This window comes from Acrocarpospora corrugata (assembly GCF_009687845.1).
Taxonomy (GTDB): Bacteria; Actinomycetota; Actinomycetes; order Streptosporangiales; family Streptosporangiaceae; genus Acrocarpospora; species Acrocarpospora corrugata.
The window spans coordinates 210,207-224,470 of record NZ_BLAD01000039.1; the positions used below are offsets into that span (position 1 = coordinate 210,207).

Sequence of the window (14,264 nt, forward strand, 5' to 3'; positions counted from 1 at the left end):
CAGGGAGGTGACGATGGAACGGCTGCTGGTGGTGGACGACGAGCCCACCGTGCGGGAACTGCTGTCGGCGACCCTGCGCTTCGCCGGCTTCGCCGTCGACTCCGCCGCCACCGGCGCCGAGGCCGTCGAGTCGGTCCTCGACCGGCGGCCCGACCTGATTCTGCTCGACGTGATGCTCCCCGACCTGGACGGCTTCCAGGTGGTACGCAAACTGCGCGAACTGGCCCGCCCGCCGGTGCCGGTGCTCTTCCTCACCGCCCGCGACTCCCCGGCGGACAAGGTCACCGGGCTGACCCTCGGCGGCGACGACTACGTGACCAAGCCGTTCGACCTCGCCGAACTGCTGGCCAGAATCAGGGCGATCCTGCGCCGCACCGGCTTCCCGCACGCGCACGCCCTGGTCGTGGGCGACCTGGAGGTCGACGTCGAGGGCCACCACGTGCAGCGCGCCGGCATCCCGGTAAGGCTCTCGCCGACCGAGTTCCGCCTGCTCTGCTACCTGGCGGACCACGCGGGCCGGGTCGTGTCCAAGACCCGGATCATCCAGGACGTCTGGCAGTACGACTTCGCCGGGGACACCAGCATCGTCGACACCTACGTCAGCTACCTGCGCAGGAAGCTGGAGCCGACCGGCCCCCGGCTGATCCACACGGTGCACGGCGTCGGCTACGTGCTCCGCGAGCCCCGGTGACGGACCGGCTGCGCCGGATGTCGCTGCGCGCCCGGCTGCTCCTGATCACCTGCGCGCTGCTGACAGCGGGGCTGGTGCTGAGCGGGTCCATCGTCATCGGGCTGCTCCGGGCCAGTCTGGTGGACCGGGTGGACACCCAGCTCCGCGTGTTCGGCGGGCTGATCTCCGTCCTGCCGTCCGGCCTCACGGAGCAGGTGCCACCGGACCGGCTCGCCGGGAGAGCCCTGGCCACCAACCTCGACCTGATCAACCGGCTGTACATCGTCAATCTCACCCCGGCGGGCGCGACCGGGCCGGAGCTCCGCATTCCGCCGGGGTCCGGCGGCCCGGCGCTGCCGCGACTCGACGCCGCGGCGGTCGCCCGCCTGAACGGCCGACCGTTCGACGCGCGGGACACGGCAGGCTCGGGGTCCTGGCGGGTGCTCGTCCTGCCGCGCGGCCCCAGGCCACTGCCCATCGGCACGGTCCGGCCTCCCGGGAGCGGCGTCGTGGCAGCTCAGCCGCCCGGGAGCGGCCTCGTCACCGCAGCTCAGCCGCCCGGGGGTGGCGTGGTCGTGGCGGCCTCGCTCGACGCGGTCGGCGCGACGATCGGGCGGCTGCGTGTCACCTACCTCGTCACCGGGGTCGCTCTGCTGTCCCTGCTCACGCTGGCCGGTTGGTTCGCGATCCGGGGCGGCCTGCGCCCGCTGCGGCGCATCGAGGAAACCGCCGCGGCGATCGCCTCGGGTGACCTGGGCCGCAGGGTGCCCGGCCCGGAGACCCCGGACACCGAGGTCGGGCGCCTCTCGGCCGCGCTCAACGGCATGCTCGGCCAGATCGAGCAGGCGTTCGCCGCGCGCACCGAGTCGCAGGCGCGGCTGCGGCGGTTCGTGGCCGATGTCGGTCACGAGCTGCGTACCCCGCTGGTCGGCATCAAGGGCTTCTCCGAGCTGTATCGGATGGGCGGTTTGACCGACGTGGGGCCGGCGATGGCCCGGATCGAGAGTGAGGCGGGGCGGCTGACCCGGCTGGTCGAGGATCTGCTGTTGCTCGCCCGGCTGGATGAGGGCGGCGACGCGCTGCCGCTGGATTTCGCGCCGATGGACCTGCGCACCCTGGCCGCGGACGCCCGCCTGGATCTGCGGGCGCTCGCTCCCGGGCGTCCCGTCGAGTTGACCGGCCCAGAGGGGGGTCCGCCCGCTTCGGCGCCGGTGCTGGGGGACGAGGCCCGGCTGCGCCAGGTGGTGACCAATCTGGTGGGAAATGTGGTGGCGCACACCCCGGACGGCAGCCCCGTACGCATCGGCGTCGGGACGAGGGGTGCCGAGGCGGTCCTGGTGATTCAGGACGACGGCCCCGGACTCACCCCCGAGCAGGCGCGCCGGGCGTTCGACCGGTTCTACCGCGCCGACCCCTCCCGGAGCAGGTCCGGGCCGGGCGGAGCGGGCCTCGGGCTCGCGATCGCGCGCTCACTGGCGGTGGCGCACGGCGGCCGACTCGATCTGCGTACCTCCCCCGGCCGTGGTGCCACTTTCACGCTGTCGGTTCCCGTTCAGGGCGCTTGACGCCGAATACACCCTCGCTTCATTATGAACAAGCATTCATGAACGTGCGTTCATAACGGAGGATCAAGTTGAATGAGATCGCCAACCTTCATCAGGCCGAGGCGTGGAACGGCTACGAGGGGAACCACTGGGCCGACAACCACGACCGCTACGACGCCGTCAACAGCGGCTTCAACGACTACGTGCTCGCCGCTATCGACGTACAAGATCGGGTCCTGGACGTCGGCTGCGGCAACGGCCAGCTGACCCGGCTGGCCGCGCGACGAGCGGCCGGCGCCCACGGCATCGACCTCTCCGAGCCGATGCTGCGCCGAGCCCGCACCAACGCGGAAGGCATCGCCAACCTGACCTTCGAGCAGGGCGACGCCCAGATCCACCCCTTCCCGGAAGCCGCGTTCGACATCGCGGTCAGCCGCTTCGGCATCATGTTCTTCGCCGACCCGGTCGCCGGCTTCGCCAACATCGCCCGCGCACTCCGACCAGGTGGCCGCATCGCCTTCCTGAGCATGCGCGCCCTCAACGACAGCGACCTGGGACTCATATTCGCCGCCGTCGCCGAACACCTGCCCGCCGGCGACGGTTCCGGACCCCTTTCGCTGTCGGACCCGGCGGTCATCGCCAAAGTCTTCACCAAAGCGGGCCTCACCGACATCACCGCCACCCCCGTCGAAGCCACCGGAATATGGGGACGCGACGCCCCCGACGCCGCCGCCTTCCTCAGCGCCTGGGGCCCGGTGCGCTACGCCCTCGGCCAGGCCGACACCTCAATCCGCGAAGCACTCCAAAGCGCACTCAGGCCCCACGAACACCCCGACGGTGTACGGCTACGCGGCGCCGCCTGGCTCATCACCGCCACCAAGCCCACCTGACCATAAACTCTCTCCCGATGTCACCCAGAAAAGCAGCCGCACTCCGCGACGACCAGAGCCTGCGCGACCACCTCATCGCCACCTGCGAACACCTGATGGCCGAACGCGGCGCCGCCGGCTTCACCGTGCGCGACATCGCCAGAAACGCCCAGGTCGCCGACGGCGTGCTCTACAACCACTTCACCGACAAGGAGGAACTCCTCGCGGTCGCCCTGCACGCCCACGTCCGCAACACCGAACGCGCGCTCGGCGAACGCCCCGGCACCCCCGGCCAGGACACCCTGGAAGCCAACCTGCGCGCCTACCTGGACTACGCGCTCCGGCTGCACATGGCGATCATGCCCGCTTTCGCCGGACTCGTCTCCCAGCCCAAAGTCCTGGCCCGCTTCGCCGAACTGTCCAATCCGATGGCCGACGGCCAGGGCCTCCAGGCGAACCTGGCCGCCTACCTCCGAGCCGAACAGCGACTCGGCCGCCTCCGCTCCACCGCGAACCCCGACGCGGCCGCGACCATCCTCATCGGGGCGTGCCACGAACTGATCCTCCCCCGGCTGTATGTCCAGGGCGCCCAACCGTCCCCGAACGACATCCCGCCCGGATACATCGACGGCATCGTCACGACCCTCATCAACGGCATCGTCTGACCACGTCCGCAGAAGGGTCTGTCTCGGTACTTCTACGCAGACTCGCGGGCGTGACTGGCTGGACCCTGTGCCTAAGCGGCCCGATTCAGAGGGCGTCGGCTATAGAGATCGGCTTGGGGACAGCTCATGGGAGCCATTCGATGGTTACACGTCGCCGCGCTCCTTGGCGCGGTCGTCTTGATCGCACTGTCCGGTCGGCCTTTGGCCGTACAGACGGCCACGGCCATTCCTGTTTATGAGGCGGTGGCCGCTCCCGCCATCTATCGAGGGGCCGCCGTCGACGGCACCCGGGTCTGGTTTTCGACCACCGAAGCCTTCCCGGGAACCGGTGACACCGACTGGGCTGAGGATATTTACGAGCGGAGGCCCGACGGAAAGGTCCGGTTGATCTCGACGGGCGGGCGGAATATCGGAACGACTTTCCTGCGCGGCCACGGCGGCAAGGGTCCCGTCTGGTTCGCCACCCATGAGACGATCCCAGGCACCGGCGACACCGACACCGCTTCGGACATCTATGAGCGGACCAACGGAAACGTCCTCCGGCTGGTTTCCCCGGGCAGCGCCGACGAGCCCGCGCAGTTTCTCGGCGCGTCCGTGGACGGAAAGCGGCTCTGGTTCGGAACCGCCGAAGCCATTCCCCGCACCGGCGACACCGACTACGCCTACGACATCTACCAGCGAACGACGCACCGCGCGATCACCCTGGTCTCCCTGGGTGTCTCCGATATCCCCGCGACGTTCGTCGGCGCCTCCGCTGACGGCTCGCGCGTCTGGTTCCGTACCGACGAGGCGATCCCCGGGACCGGGGACACCGACCTGACCCGCGACATCTACGAAGCCACGGCCGGTCGCGTACGGCTGATCACCCCCGGCACCGCCAACCTCGACGCCCACTTCGTCGCGGCGTCCGCCGTCGGCGCCCGGGTCTGGTTCAGAACCCGCGAAGCCCTCCCCGGCACCGGCGACACCGACCAATCCCACGACATCTACGAGGCGAAATCCGGTGCCATACGAATTACGGTCAGGAACTAAAACCGCAAGGACAGATTGAGTAGGGGGTACTCAATCATATTTATTCATTTGCCGCTAGCTTCGGTAGTTGGATAGATTTTCGGGGAGAGCCACGCACCTTTCGCGAGAAAGGGAGGCAGCAATGAGCGCTTTCGTAAGGATCGCCGTCGGCCTCTGCGCCGCCGTCCTACTGACCGCCTGTTCCCCTGACGAAGCCCAGATCGTCAGCGGGGACGCGCCACTGTCGACACCGTCGCCGGGAACGTACACGGCCGCCGCCGAAAGCGCGTCGCCATTCTCCGCCTCGCCGACACCGGTCACCCGGGCGAAGCCCTCGAAGAAACCGGAACCGGAACCGACGCCTACCAAAGCGACCGTCCTCCCCAGGCCCACCCCGACGAAGGCGACGCCCACGAAGAAGCCGGCGGTCAAACCGACCCCAACGGTCAAACCGACTCCGACAGTGAAGCCCACCCCCGTCGTGAAGCCGAGCCCGTCGCCCGCGCGGCCGTCTCCGTCACCGTGGAAGACCCCGACCGTGCAGGTCCCCGGCGGCGCCTCGCTGCAGAACCGCACGCCCAGGGAGACGTGCGTAACCGTCGTACTCCCCGGCGACAAGGACACCGTGATCACGAGCGTGTCGATGGGCAGCGGCGGCCTGGTGACGCCGGACCCGCAGGCCGCCCCCGAGACCGAGAACGCCCCCGAGGGCAACGTGAGCCTCAGCGCCGGCCCCTGCGCCGACGAACCGCCCTGCGCCGAAGGACTGAACGCCCAGGGCCAGTGCGGGATCGAGGCCACAATGCGGGCATCGATCGACGACCCGGTCAAACCCGGCGTCTACCGCGCGACCGCCGCGTTCAAGTTCGCCACCCTGTGCGTCGACCGCTCCGGCCCGTGCGCCGCCCTCGGCGACTCCCACTCCCCAAGCCCCGACAAACCCGTACGCGCAGTATGGAACGCCACCACCGAGGTCTGCGCGACCGTCGACGCGAACGGCGACCGATACCTTGCGTCGCGCTGCGGCTAGGCAGGCGCGGCAGGAACGCCGCGCCCCGCCTCCCGTCGCCGCCGAACCACCCCCGCCCGAAACCCCGCCGGAGAAGAGCTGGGCCGACCGGCTGAACACCCTCACCACCTTCGGCCCGCCGATAACGATCATCACCGGCCTCCTCATCTGGTACGGCTACGTCGCCACCTACCAGCGGTTCCGCTTCTTCGGCGTCTACCTGGAACTGGCCGACCTGTCCAACCAGGACCTGATCCTGTTCGGCGTGGAGACCATCTACCCCGCGGCGGCGCTGCTGCTCTTCGGCTTCCTGCTGATCCTCCTGGTGCACGCCGTCGTCACCCGCCAGCTCGCCGCCGGCCGGAACCGGACCATGCGCGTGGTCGCGGCCCTGTCCATGGCGGGCGGCGCGGCGCTGACCGTACGCGGCCTGATCGGCCTGGTGAACGCCCGCGTCTCAGCCGACGAATCCCCCGGCGTCACGCCGTTGTCGCTGGCCTTCGGCGCGCCCCTGCTGGTCTACGGGCTGTGGATCCTCTCCCGTACCGGCCGCGACTTCCTGTCCGCAGGGGCCACGCGCACGGCCAGGATCATCGCGGCCGGAATCGCCGTGGTCGGCCTGTTCTGGGGCGGCGGCAGCCTGGCCGCCGAGGTCGGCGTGGCCCGCGGCCTGGAGGACGCGAAAACCCTGGCCACCCGCCCCGCGGTCGTCCTGTACTGCAAGGAACCCATCATCGACGTCCCCCCGGAGATCCAGTACGACGACTTCGGCGAAGCCTTCCCGCACCGCCACCGTTACCAGGGCTTCCGGCTCCTGCTCGAATCCCACGACCGCCTCTTCCTGGTCCCCCTGACCTGGCAGCCCACCGATACCACGGTGGCCATCTCGACGTTCGTCCTCCCGTACGACGACGGCATCAGACTCCAGCTGATGGCCCCCTGAGAAGCCGAACAATCGCCAATCGCATATGCGCACCGACCCAACAAGGTCACATTTCCCCACATGGCCGACCCCGTGATCGACAGACGTTGTCAATTCGTTCTAATTCATCATTAATCAACCGTCAGGACAGCATTTCTACCCATCCATGGCTTTACTCTCCCAGCCATGCGTCCCATGCCCCGGGCCCTCGCGATGCTCGTGACTTTCGGCGTCACCGCCGGGTCCTTCGCCGCCCTCCCCTCCGCTCCCGCCGCCGCGACGCCGGGAACAGTAGTCATCAGCCAGGTCTACGGAGGGGGCGGAAACCTCGGCGCCCCCCTGACCAACGACTACGTCGAAGTCTTCAACCGCAGCGGCGCCTCCATCTCGCTGACCGGCTGGTCGGTGCAGTACACCAGCGCCACCGGCACGGGGAACTTCGCCGCCAACAAGACCAACCTCACCGGCACCCTCGCCCCCGGCCAGTACCACCTGGTCCAGCTGGCTGCGGGCGCCACCCCGAGCGGCTCGCTCCCCACCCCCGACGACATCGGCAACATCAGCGTCAGCGGCACCGCGGGCAAGATGGCGCTGGTCCACTCCACCGACGGCCTGGCCTGCAACGGCTCCACCGTCGTCTGCACCCCCGACCAGCTCGCGCTCATCGCCGACCTGGTCGGTTTCGGTACGGCGAACTTCTTCGAAGGCACCGCCGCCACCCCCGCGCTCAGCAACACCACCGCCGCGATCCGCAAGACCGCCGGCTGCGCCGACACCGACGACAACGCCGCCGACTTCGAGACCGGCGCCCCCGCCCCGCGCAACAGCGCGACCACGGCGGCCCCCTGCGGCGGCGTCCAGCCGTCCCCCTCTCCGTCGCCGACGCCGTCGCCCTCGGTCAGCCCGTCTCCCTCCCCGAGCCCGAGCGTCCCACCGACCACCTCGTGCGACACCCCGGTCACGCACCGGATCGCGCAGGTCCAGGGCAGCGGCGACGCCAGCCCGATCGCCGGCACGGACGTCCGCGTCGAGGGCGTCGTCACCGGCGACTTCCAGGCGTCCGGCCAGCTCGGCGGCTTCTACATCCAGGACACCAAGCCGGACAACGACGCTGCCACCTCCGAGGGCCTGTTCGTGTTCTCCAACGCCCCCGTCACGGTCGGCGACCGCGTGCTCGTCTCCGGCAAGGTGATCGAGTTCAGCGGCCTCACCGAGATCTCCCCGGCCACCTCGGTCGACATCTGCGGCACCGGCACCGTCAAGCCGGTCGACCTGGAACTGCCGATCAAGAGCGGCACCTCCTTCGAGCGGTACGAGAACATGCTCGTCACCTTCGACGACAAGATGGTCGCCTCGGAGATCTACAACCTCGGCCGGTTCGGCGAGGTCACCATCTCGGCGGAGGAGCGGCTCTGGCAGCCCACCGACCGCGAGGACGTGGACACCGAGAAGGACGCCCGGCGCACCATCCTGCTCGACGACGGCTCCAACGTGCAGAACCCGGCCACTCTCCCGTACCACACCGAAGGATTGACCACGGTCCGCCTCGGCGACGAGCTGAAGAAGCTGACCGGCGTCATTACCTACGGCTTCAACCTCTACCGGGTCCAGCCGACCCAGCCGACCGTCTTCCGGTCGCAGAACCCGCGCTCCGCCGAGCCCGACCGCGTCGGCGGCAACACCCGCGTGGCCAGCCTCAACACCCTCAACTGGTTCACCACCCTCGGCTCCCGCGGCGCCACCACGGCCATCGAGCGCGACCGCCAGCTCGCCAAGCTGGTCGCCAACATCCTCAGCCTCGACCCCGACGTGGCCGGCCTGATGGAGGTCGAGCGCAACAACGACGTGGCCCTCAGCGCCCTGGTCAACGCCCTCAACGCCACGGCCGGCGCGGGCACGTACAAGGCGATCACCCACCCCAACCCGGGCACCGACCTCATCCAGACCGCACTGATCTACAAGCCCGCCAAGGTCACCCCGATCGGCGCCGCCCAGTCCTCGGCCGATCCGATCTTCAACCGCCCCCCGCTGGTCCAGGCCTTCCGCCGCGCCGACGGCAAGGGCGAACTCTTCACCATCCTGGTCAACCACTTCAAGTCCAAGGGCTGCACCGACGTGGACGGCCCCGCCACCGGCCCCGACGCCGACCAGGGCGACGGCCAGAGCTGCTACAACGCCAAGCGCGTCAAGCAGGCACAGGCTCTGCTGACCCTGCGCGACAGCCTCAACCTGCAGAACGTCCTGGTCGTCGGTGACATCAACGCCTACGGCGAAGAAGACCCCATGCACGTCTTCGAGAACGCCGGCCTGACCAGCCTGAGCAAGAAGCACATCGCCAAACAAGACCGCTACAGCTACGTCTTCGAAGGCCTGTCCGGCGAACTCGACCACGTCCTGGCCGACAAGAAGCTGAACAAACTGGTAACCGGCGCCACCATCTGGCACATCAACTCCGACGAGGGCCGGTTCATGGACTACAACACCGAGTTCAACCCGCCCTACCTGTACGCCCCTGACGCCTACCGCTCCTCCGACCACGACCCACTGCTGGTCGGCCTCAAGCTGTAACCGAATCCGCTAGGTAGTCAATGGGCGTCTCCGGTCTACCGGGGACGCCCATTCATCTCTTATGAGCCCTGCGCGAGCATCGGAAAGTCCCCGCCCGCAAAGTCCAGAAAGGGCGAAGGTCCTTGACTCTCCGACGCTTTCCGTTCAGGCTCGCGTCCGGGCATGTTCGTGCCGCACTTTCCTCGCACCAAGATGGAGGACACGTGGCGATACGGTACATCGGCAAGTGGAAGGAGTCTCCCGACGGGGACTCACCTACGCTATGGATGGATGACGAGACCGACCTCTGCTACATGCAGGGCTACGTGGTCGCGGACCTTTCCGTACAGGCCGACCTACTGGCTGCTTCGGGTCGCGACAACATCCCAGCGGGTGAGACACTCATCAGCTTCCATCGCGACATGGCGGATCTCCTCGCGGAGGTAAAGCGTGACGATACCGGGTCCGAGTCCGGCTGATCTCGTCCAGGCGGCCCAGCGCTCCGCGTACCACCTTGAGATGCGGGATGCATACATGCGGTCCGACCCGTGGTTCCAGGCGTGGCAGAACGGCCAGGCAGACGAAGGCCAGGTGGACTCCGAATTCGTGTCCGGATGGCTGAGGATCACTACGCCGAGCGAGATCGCGTTGTACGCCCAAGCATTCCGGTTACTCGCTTCACAAGGCGTCTACGGCGAGGCCGCCCGAGCACTCATGCGGGCTTCGCTGGAGTCGCTGGAATCTTAGCTGCTGCATCTTTTTGCACACTCGTCGCGTGGTGCGTGCGCCCCTTCATACCGTCTGAGGGCGACGCCGTCGCGGGCGCTGAAAGGAGAACTGCCACGTCCTGGCTGATGCTCGACCACCCCGCCTGGGACACCCATCAGGGACGCCCCGTCCGCGCCACCCGCACCGCCTCGGGTCCTTGGCTGGTTTCCGCTCTCCCGTACGAGGCGACTCCGCTGGCGGACGCAACCCACCCGCCCATTGTCGACCGTTATGACCCAGCGATCATCGTGGAACGGCCGCTGCCGAGCGGGCTCCGCACTGCGCTGGAAGCCCTCGGCCCGGTGACCCGGCTGCGCACGGCCGACCTGTGGGAGTCCTTGGCCACCGCGATCATCCGCCAGGTCATCCGCTCGGGCCAGGCCCGTGCCATGCATCGCACCTTCCGCAGCGCCATCGGCCAGCAGGCCGGGCCAGCCTGGCTCATCCCCGCGCCCGAGCAGGTGATCGGCCTCGGTCGGGAGGTGTTCGCCAAGCTCGGTATGTCTTTCAAGTGCCGGCCGCTTCAGGCCGCCGCCGATGCCTACCTGCGCCATCGGGGCCACTGGGCAGAACTGCCGCCCGATGTGCTGGTCAAGGAGATACAGACCATCCCACGCATCGGGCCGTGGACCGCTGGGGCAGCCGTCGCCGACTACAGCGGCGACTTCGCCTTCTACCCGCACGCCGATCTGGCCGTACGCACCTGGGCCAGCCGTGCCGACCCGCTCACGGACTGGCCGGACGAACGTGAGTTCGCCGCGTTGTGGTCCACGCTCGCTGGCCCGCATCTGTCCACCCTGACCGTGCTCACACTCGCCTGGGGAGACCACCATGCCCATCAGTCCGCACTCGCTGATCAAGGGAGCGCGCCCGACTGATCCACTCGATCTGCTGCTCGTCAACGCGCCACTGCGAGACTACGCACTACGGCCCCGCGTCAACGACTACACGCTGCCCGTCCTCGGAATGGCCTACATCGCCACCCACGCCGCCACCCAAGGCCACAACGTCGCCGTCCTGGACGCCGAGGCCCATGGCTTGCCCGTCGCCGTCACCATCAACGCGATCAACCAGCTCGCTCCCCGCTGGGTCGGGCTCAACCTGCTCGCCCCGACCTACGACATCAGCGCCGGCATAGCCGCCGCGCTCGACCCGGGCACCCGGCTCATGGCAGGCGTCGCACCTTACCTGGCGGGAAAATCGGTGGGCTTGCACGGCTGGTGAGGGAAGCCAGGGGCCCCTTAGTGGCCAGGTCGCAATTCCTCCGCGGCCTGTTCAACCGTCTCGTGAAAACCGAATACCCGCTCCACGCCGGTCCGGCGGCAGTGTGCCAGCAGATCAGCGGGGCTCGCCGCGACGGCGAACCCGCCACCGTTCGTCATAACGCGTTTCGCGGTTGAGATAATGGCCCCGATCGCCCAGCTGTCCCAAGAGGAAACCCCGGCCAGGTCCAAGACCAGGAATGGTGGGTCAGGCATGGGCAGGGCTGCCATCTCATCTCGAAGACGGGCTCCCAAATGCTCGTCCCCGCGGAACTCACCGCTCACATGCAGAACCGCGTACCAATCCGCGAGTGCCGCACGCACCTCCAGAGCGGTACCAGGATACTCACCTGTCATGCGCCACAACCTTTCGTCTCGGCCGCAGCCTCGCTCTGCGCTCGGTCAGCTCCTCGGTGAAAGTTCCGGTTGCTCTTCAGTCTGCCTCTCGTAAGGCAGGGCGTGACCGGCTATCTCTGGCTCGCATAGCGGGCGGGGCTGACGCCGAGGATTCGTTTGAAGTGGCGGGTCAGATGGGATTGGTCGTAGAAGCCGGAATCGATGGCGGCGGTGCTGGGGGGTAGGCCCTGGAGTAGCAGGTGGCGGGCTTGGTCTACTCGGCGGGAGGTCAGGTATTGGTGGGGGGCCATGGCGTAGGCGCGGGTGAAGGCGCGGATGAGGTGGGTGGGGTGGCGGTGCAGGTGTCTGGCGGCCTCGTCGAGGGAGATGCCCTCGTTTATGTGCGAGTCCAGTAGGTCACGTAGGTCGCGGGCCAGGCGGGGATCGGGTGGGGCGGGGTTGTCGTCTGTTGTGCGGAGGAGGTGGGTGTGGAGGCGTTCGTGGATTAGCTTCAGGCGGGTTTCGGCTTCCAGTTCTTCGCCGGGGGACAGCAGGGCGGTGTGCAGGCGGTCGATGGATTGGCGTAGTTGGGGGTCGCCCAGGGCTGGGTGGTCGACCGCGGGGCCGATCAGGTCTTCGCCTAGTTCGGCTTGGTCGAGGTAGAGGACTCGTTTTCTGAAGCCCTGGGAGTTGGCGGCCCGTCCGTTGTGCGGGACGTAGGGCGGGAGCAGGGTCACGAGTTTGGTGAGGGCGCCGTGTTCGTGACGGTCCAGGTCGTAGCGGACCATTCCGTCGTCGATGATGAGAACCGTCCAGGAGTCGTGGACGTGCATGGGATACGCATGCTCGACGAATCGTGCGTGGAGGACTTCGGTGATTCCCTTGATGGGGGGTCGCCACGCCTTGACGAGCTCGCGGTCGGCCGCCATGTCAGGATCGTACAAGACTGGTCGTCGGTGGGACCGGCAGTGTCTCAGCCATGGAACAGCGACCTCAGCCCGTCCGCTTCGACACCAAAATCGCCGTCCTGCTTCGGGACGACCTCGCGGTGTGGCAGCGGCTGAACGTGACGGCCTTCCTGGTCAGCGGGGTGGGTTTCGTCGCCCCGGAAGTGATCGGCGAGCCTTATCAGGACGCGGACGGCACCGCGTATCTGCCGATGTTCCGTCAGCCTGTGCTCGTTTTCGAGGGGTCGAAGGAGCAGGTGACCGCGGCGTATGGCAGAGCTCTGGCCCGCGACCTCAAGCTGTCGGTCTTCACGTCTGATCTGTTCGGCACCGGCAACGACCACGACAACCGGGCTGCGGTACGCGCGGTCACGAGCGACGCCCTCGATCTGGTCGGGATCGCCGTCTATGGTGCGCGCAACGCCGTCGATCGAGTGACCAAAGGCGCACGAATGCACCCGTGAGGCACGCCCGTGGGGTCCGGTGGTTTCGGCGGCCCTGGCGGAAGGAACCCGCGAAGCGCCCATACTGGTCGCGGACCTCTGGAGGTGTCAGGCACGCTGGATCGCCTGCTCACTCGTGAGGCAGAAACGGCGTAATGGCCTGACGATGAATGGCGAGCACACCAGGAGGTGCGCGATGAGCCGTACAGACAGGCGGTCCTTCCAGTCGTTGACCGTGAGATCCCTTTCGTGAAGGTCGCCCTTCTGGGGCCGGTCGCGTGGCGTACGCCTCCGCTTCACTACGGGCCCTGGGAGCAGGTCACGAGTCTGCTGGCCGAAGGGCTCGTCGCGCGTGGCGTCGATGTGACGTTGTTCGCCACCCTGGACTCGGTCACCGCCGGCACGCTGGACGGGGTGTGCCCGCGCGGATACGCGGATGATCCGTCCGTCGATGGGCGGGTATGGGAAGCCATGCACGTCGCGCACGCGTTCAGCCGCTCAGGTGAGTTCGATCTCGTGCACAGTCATCTCGACTGGCTGCCGCTGGCCTTCGCCGACCACTGCCGTGTCCCGATGCTGACCACAGTGCACGGATTCTCCGGAGCGGGCATCCTGCCCGCCTACGTCCGGGCCAGGTCCGCCTACGTGTCGATCTCGGACTCGGACCGCGCGCCGGAGCTGGACTACGTCGCCACCGTCCACCACGGCATCGACGTCGACGCGTTCCCGTTCTCCCCCACGGGCGGCGAACACCTGATCAGCTTCGGCCGGGTCCATCCCGACAAGGGCACCCACACGGCGATCGAGATCGCCCGGCGGGCCGGGATGCCGCTGACCATCTGCGGGATCGTCCAGGACGAGCGGTACTTCAAGGAGGAGATCGAGCCGAAGATCGACGGGGATCGGGTCAGATTCCTCGGATCGGTCGGGCCGGAGCGACGCGGCGAGATCCTCGGCGGCGGCGCCGCTCTGCTGCATCCGATCGCCTTCGACGAGCCCTTCGGCCTGTCGGTGGTCGAATCGATGGCCTGCGGCACGCCCGTCATCGCCTACCGGCGCGGATCCATGACCGAAGTCGTGGACGAGGGCGTGACCGGCTTCCTGGTGGACTCGCTCGACGAGGCCGTCGCCGCGGTGAAACAAATCGCGACGATCGATCGCGCGGGCTGCCGCGCACAGGCGGAACGCCGATTCAGCGTCGACCAAATGGTCACCCACTACCTGCGCATATATCGCCAAATGTCAGGACAAAGTTAGCGCCTGATAGTATT

16 protein-coding genes are annotated in these 14,264 nt (G+C 68.1%); 14 read left to right on the forward strand and 2 right to left on the reverse strand.

Annotated features, from left to right (window positions below; translation table 11 throughout):
• Positions 1-13 precede the first annotated feature (13 nt).
• The 12 genes from Acor_RS06865 to Acor_RS06920 all read left to right on the forward strand — a co-directional run bounded on the left by Acor_RS06865 (position 14) and on the right by Acor_RS06920 (position 11,229).
• Positions 14-691, forward strand: coding sequence for a response regulator transcription factor (locus Acor_RS06865; protein ID WP_155335693.1), 678 nt, complete (start codon positions 14-16; stop codon positions 689-691).
• Positions 688-2,235, forward strand: coding sequence for a sensor histidine kinase (locus Acor_RS06870; RefSeq protein WP_218034157.1), 1,548 nt, complete (start codon positions 688-690; stop codon positions 2,233-2,235). Before Acor_RS06865 ends, Acor_RS06870 begins: the two co-directional genes overlap by 4 nt.
• Before the next feature lie 68 nt (positions 2,236-2,303).
• On the forward strand, positions 2,304-3,104 hold the full coding sequence (locus tag Acor_RS06875; RefSeq protein WP_155335694.1) for a class I SAM-dependent methyltransferase: 801 nt from the start codon (positions 2,304-2,306) through the stop codon (positions 3,102-3,104).
• Between the two features lie 17 nt (positions 3,105-3,121).
• Entirely contained in the window at positions 3,122-3,748 is a 627-nt protein-coding gene (locus Acor_RS06880) for a TetR/AcrR family transcriptional regulator (RefSeq protein ID WP_155335695.1), read from the forward strand.
• 126 nt (positions 3,749-3,874) lie between these two features.
• Positions 3,875-4,780 (forward strand): hypothetical protein, encoded by a 906-nt coding sequence (locus Acor_RS06885; protein WP_155335696.1) that lies wholly within the window; start codon positions 3,875-3,877, stop codon positions 4,778-4,780.
• A gap of 121 nt (positions 4,781-4,901) precedes the next feature.
• A complete protein-coding gene (locus Acor_RS06890; protein WP_155335697.1) occupies positions 4,902-5,789 on the forward strand; it encodes a hypothetical protein in 888 nt (295 codons plus the stop codon).
• On the forward strand, positions 5,770-6,711 hold the full coding sequence (locus tag Acor_RS06895) for a hypothetical protein (RefSeq protein WP_155335698.1): 942 nt from the start codon (positions 5,770-5,772) through the stop codon (positions 6,709-6,711). Before Acor_RS06890 ends, Acor_RS06895 begins: the two co-directional genes overlap by 20 nt.
• A 165-nt stretch (positions 6,712-6,876) precedes the next feature.
• On the forward strand, positions 6,877-9,258 hold the full coding sequence (locus tag Acor_RS06900) for an ExeM/NucH family extracellular endonuclease (RefSeq protein WP_155335699.1): 2,382 nt from the start codon (positions 6,877-6,879) through the stop codon (positions 9,256-9,258).
• A gap of 266 nt (positions 9,259-9,524) precedes the next feature.
• A complete protein-coding gene (locus Acor_RS06905) occupies positions 9,525-9,716 on the forward strand; it encodes a hypothetical protein (RefSeq protein WP_155335700.1) in 192 nt (63 codons plus the stop codon).
• 40 nt (positions 9,717-9,756) lie between these two features.
• Positions 9,757-9,984 (forward strand): hypothetical protein, encoded by a 228-nt coding sequence (locus Acor_RS06910; RefSeq protein ID WP_170316804.1) that lies wholly within the window; start codon positions 9,757-9,759, stop codon positions 9,982-9,984.
• A 107-nt stretch (positions 9,985-10,091) separates the two neighbouring features.
• The gene (locus Acor_RS06915) at positions 10,092-10,883 is read left to right on the forward strand and encodes a DNA glycosylase family protein (protein WP_218034158.1); all 792 of its coding nucleotides are present in this window, start codon (positions 10,092-10,094) and stop codon (positions 10,881-10,883) included.
• Complete coding sequence (locus Acor_RS06920; RefSeq protein WP_218034159.1) at positions 10,837-11,229, forward strand: radical SAM protein; 393 nt, start codon at positions 10,837-10,839, stop codon at positions 11,227-11,229. Before Acor_RS06915 ends, Acor_RS06920 begins: the two co-directional genes overlap by 47 nt.
• A 17-nt stretch (positions 11,230-11,246) precedes the next feature.
• Here the strand turns inward: Acor_RS06920 and Acor_RS06925 are convergent, their stop codons facing one another.
• Both Acor_RS06925 and Acor_RS06930 read right to left on the reverse strand, forming a co-directional pair.
• A complete protein-coding gene (locus Acor_RS06925; RefSeq protein ID WP_155335702.1) occupies positions 11,247-11,624 on the reverse strand; it encodes an STAS domain-containing protein in 378 nt (125 codons plus the stop codon).
• A gap of 110 nt (positions 11,625-11,734) precedes the next feature.
• A complete protein-coding gene (locus Acor_RS06930; protein ID WP_155335703.1) occupies positions 11,735-12,532 on the reverse strand; it encodes a helix-turn-helix transcriptional regulator in 798 nt (265 codons plus the stop codon).
• 50 nt (positions 12,533-12,582) lie between these two features.
• Here Acor_RS06930 and Acor_RS06935 point away from each other — a divergent pair, with 50 nt between their 5' ends.
• Both Acor_RS06935 and Acor_RS06940 read left to right on the forward strand, forming a co-directional pair.
• Positions 12,583-13,014 (forward strand): DUF2000 domain-containing protein, encoded by a 432-nt coding sequence (locus Acor_RS06935; RefSeq protein WP_155335704.1) that lies wholly within the window; start codon positions 12,583-12,585, stop codon positions 13,012-13,014.
• A 228-nt stretch (positions 13,015-13,242) separates the two neighbouring features.
• A complete protein-coding gene (locus Acor_RS06940; RefSeq protein WP_155335705.1) occupies positions 13,243-14,250 on the forward strand; it encodes a glycosyltransferase family 4 protein in 1,008 nt (335 codons plus the stop codon).
• Positions 14,251-14,264: the final 14 nt, after the last annotated feature.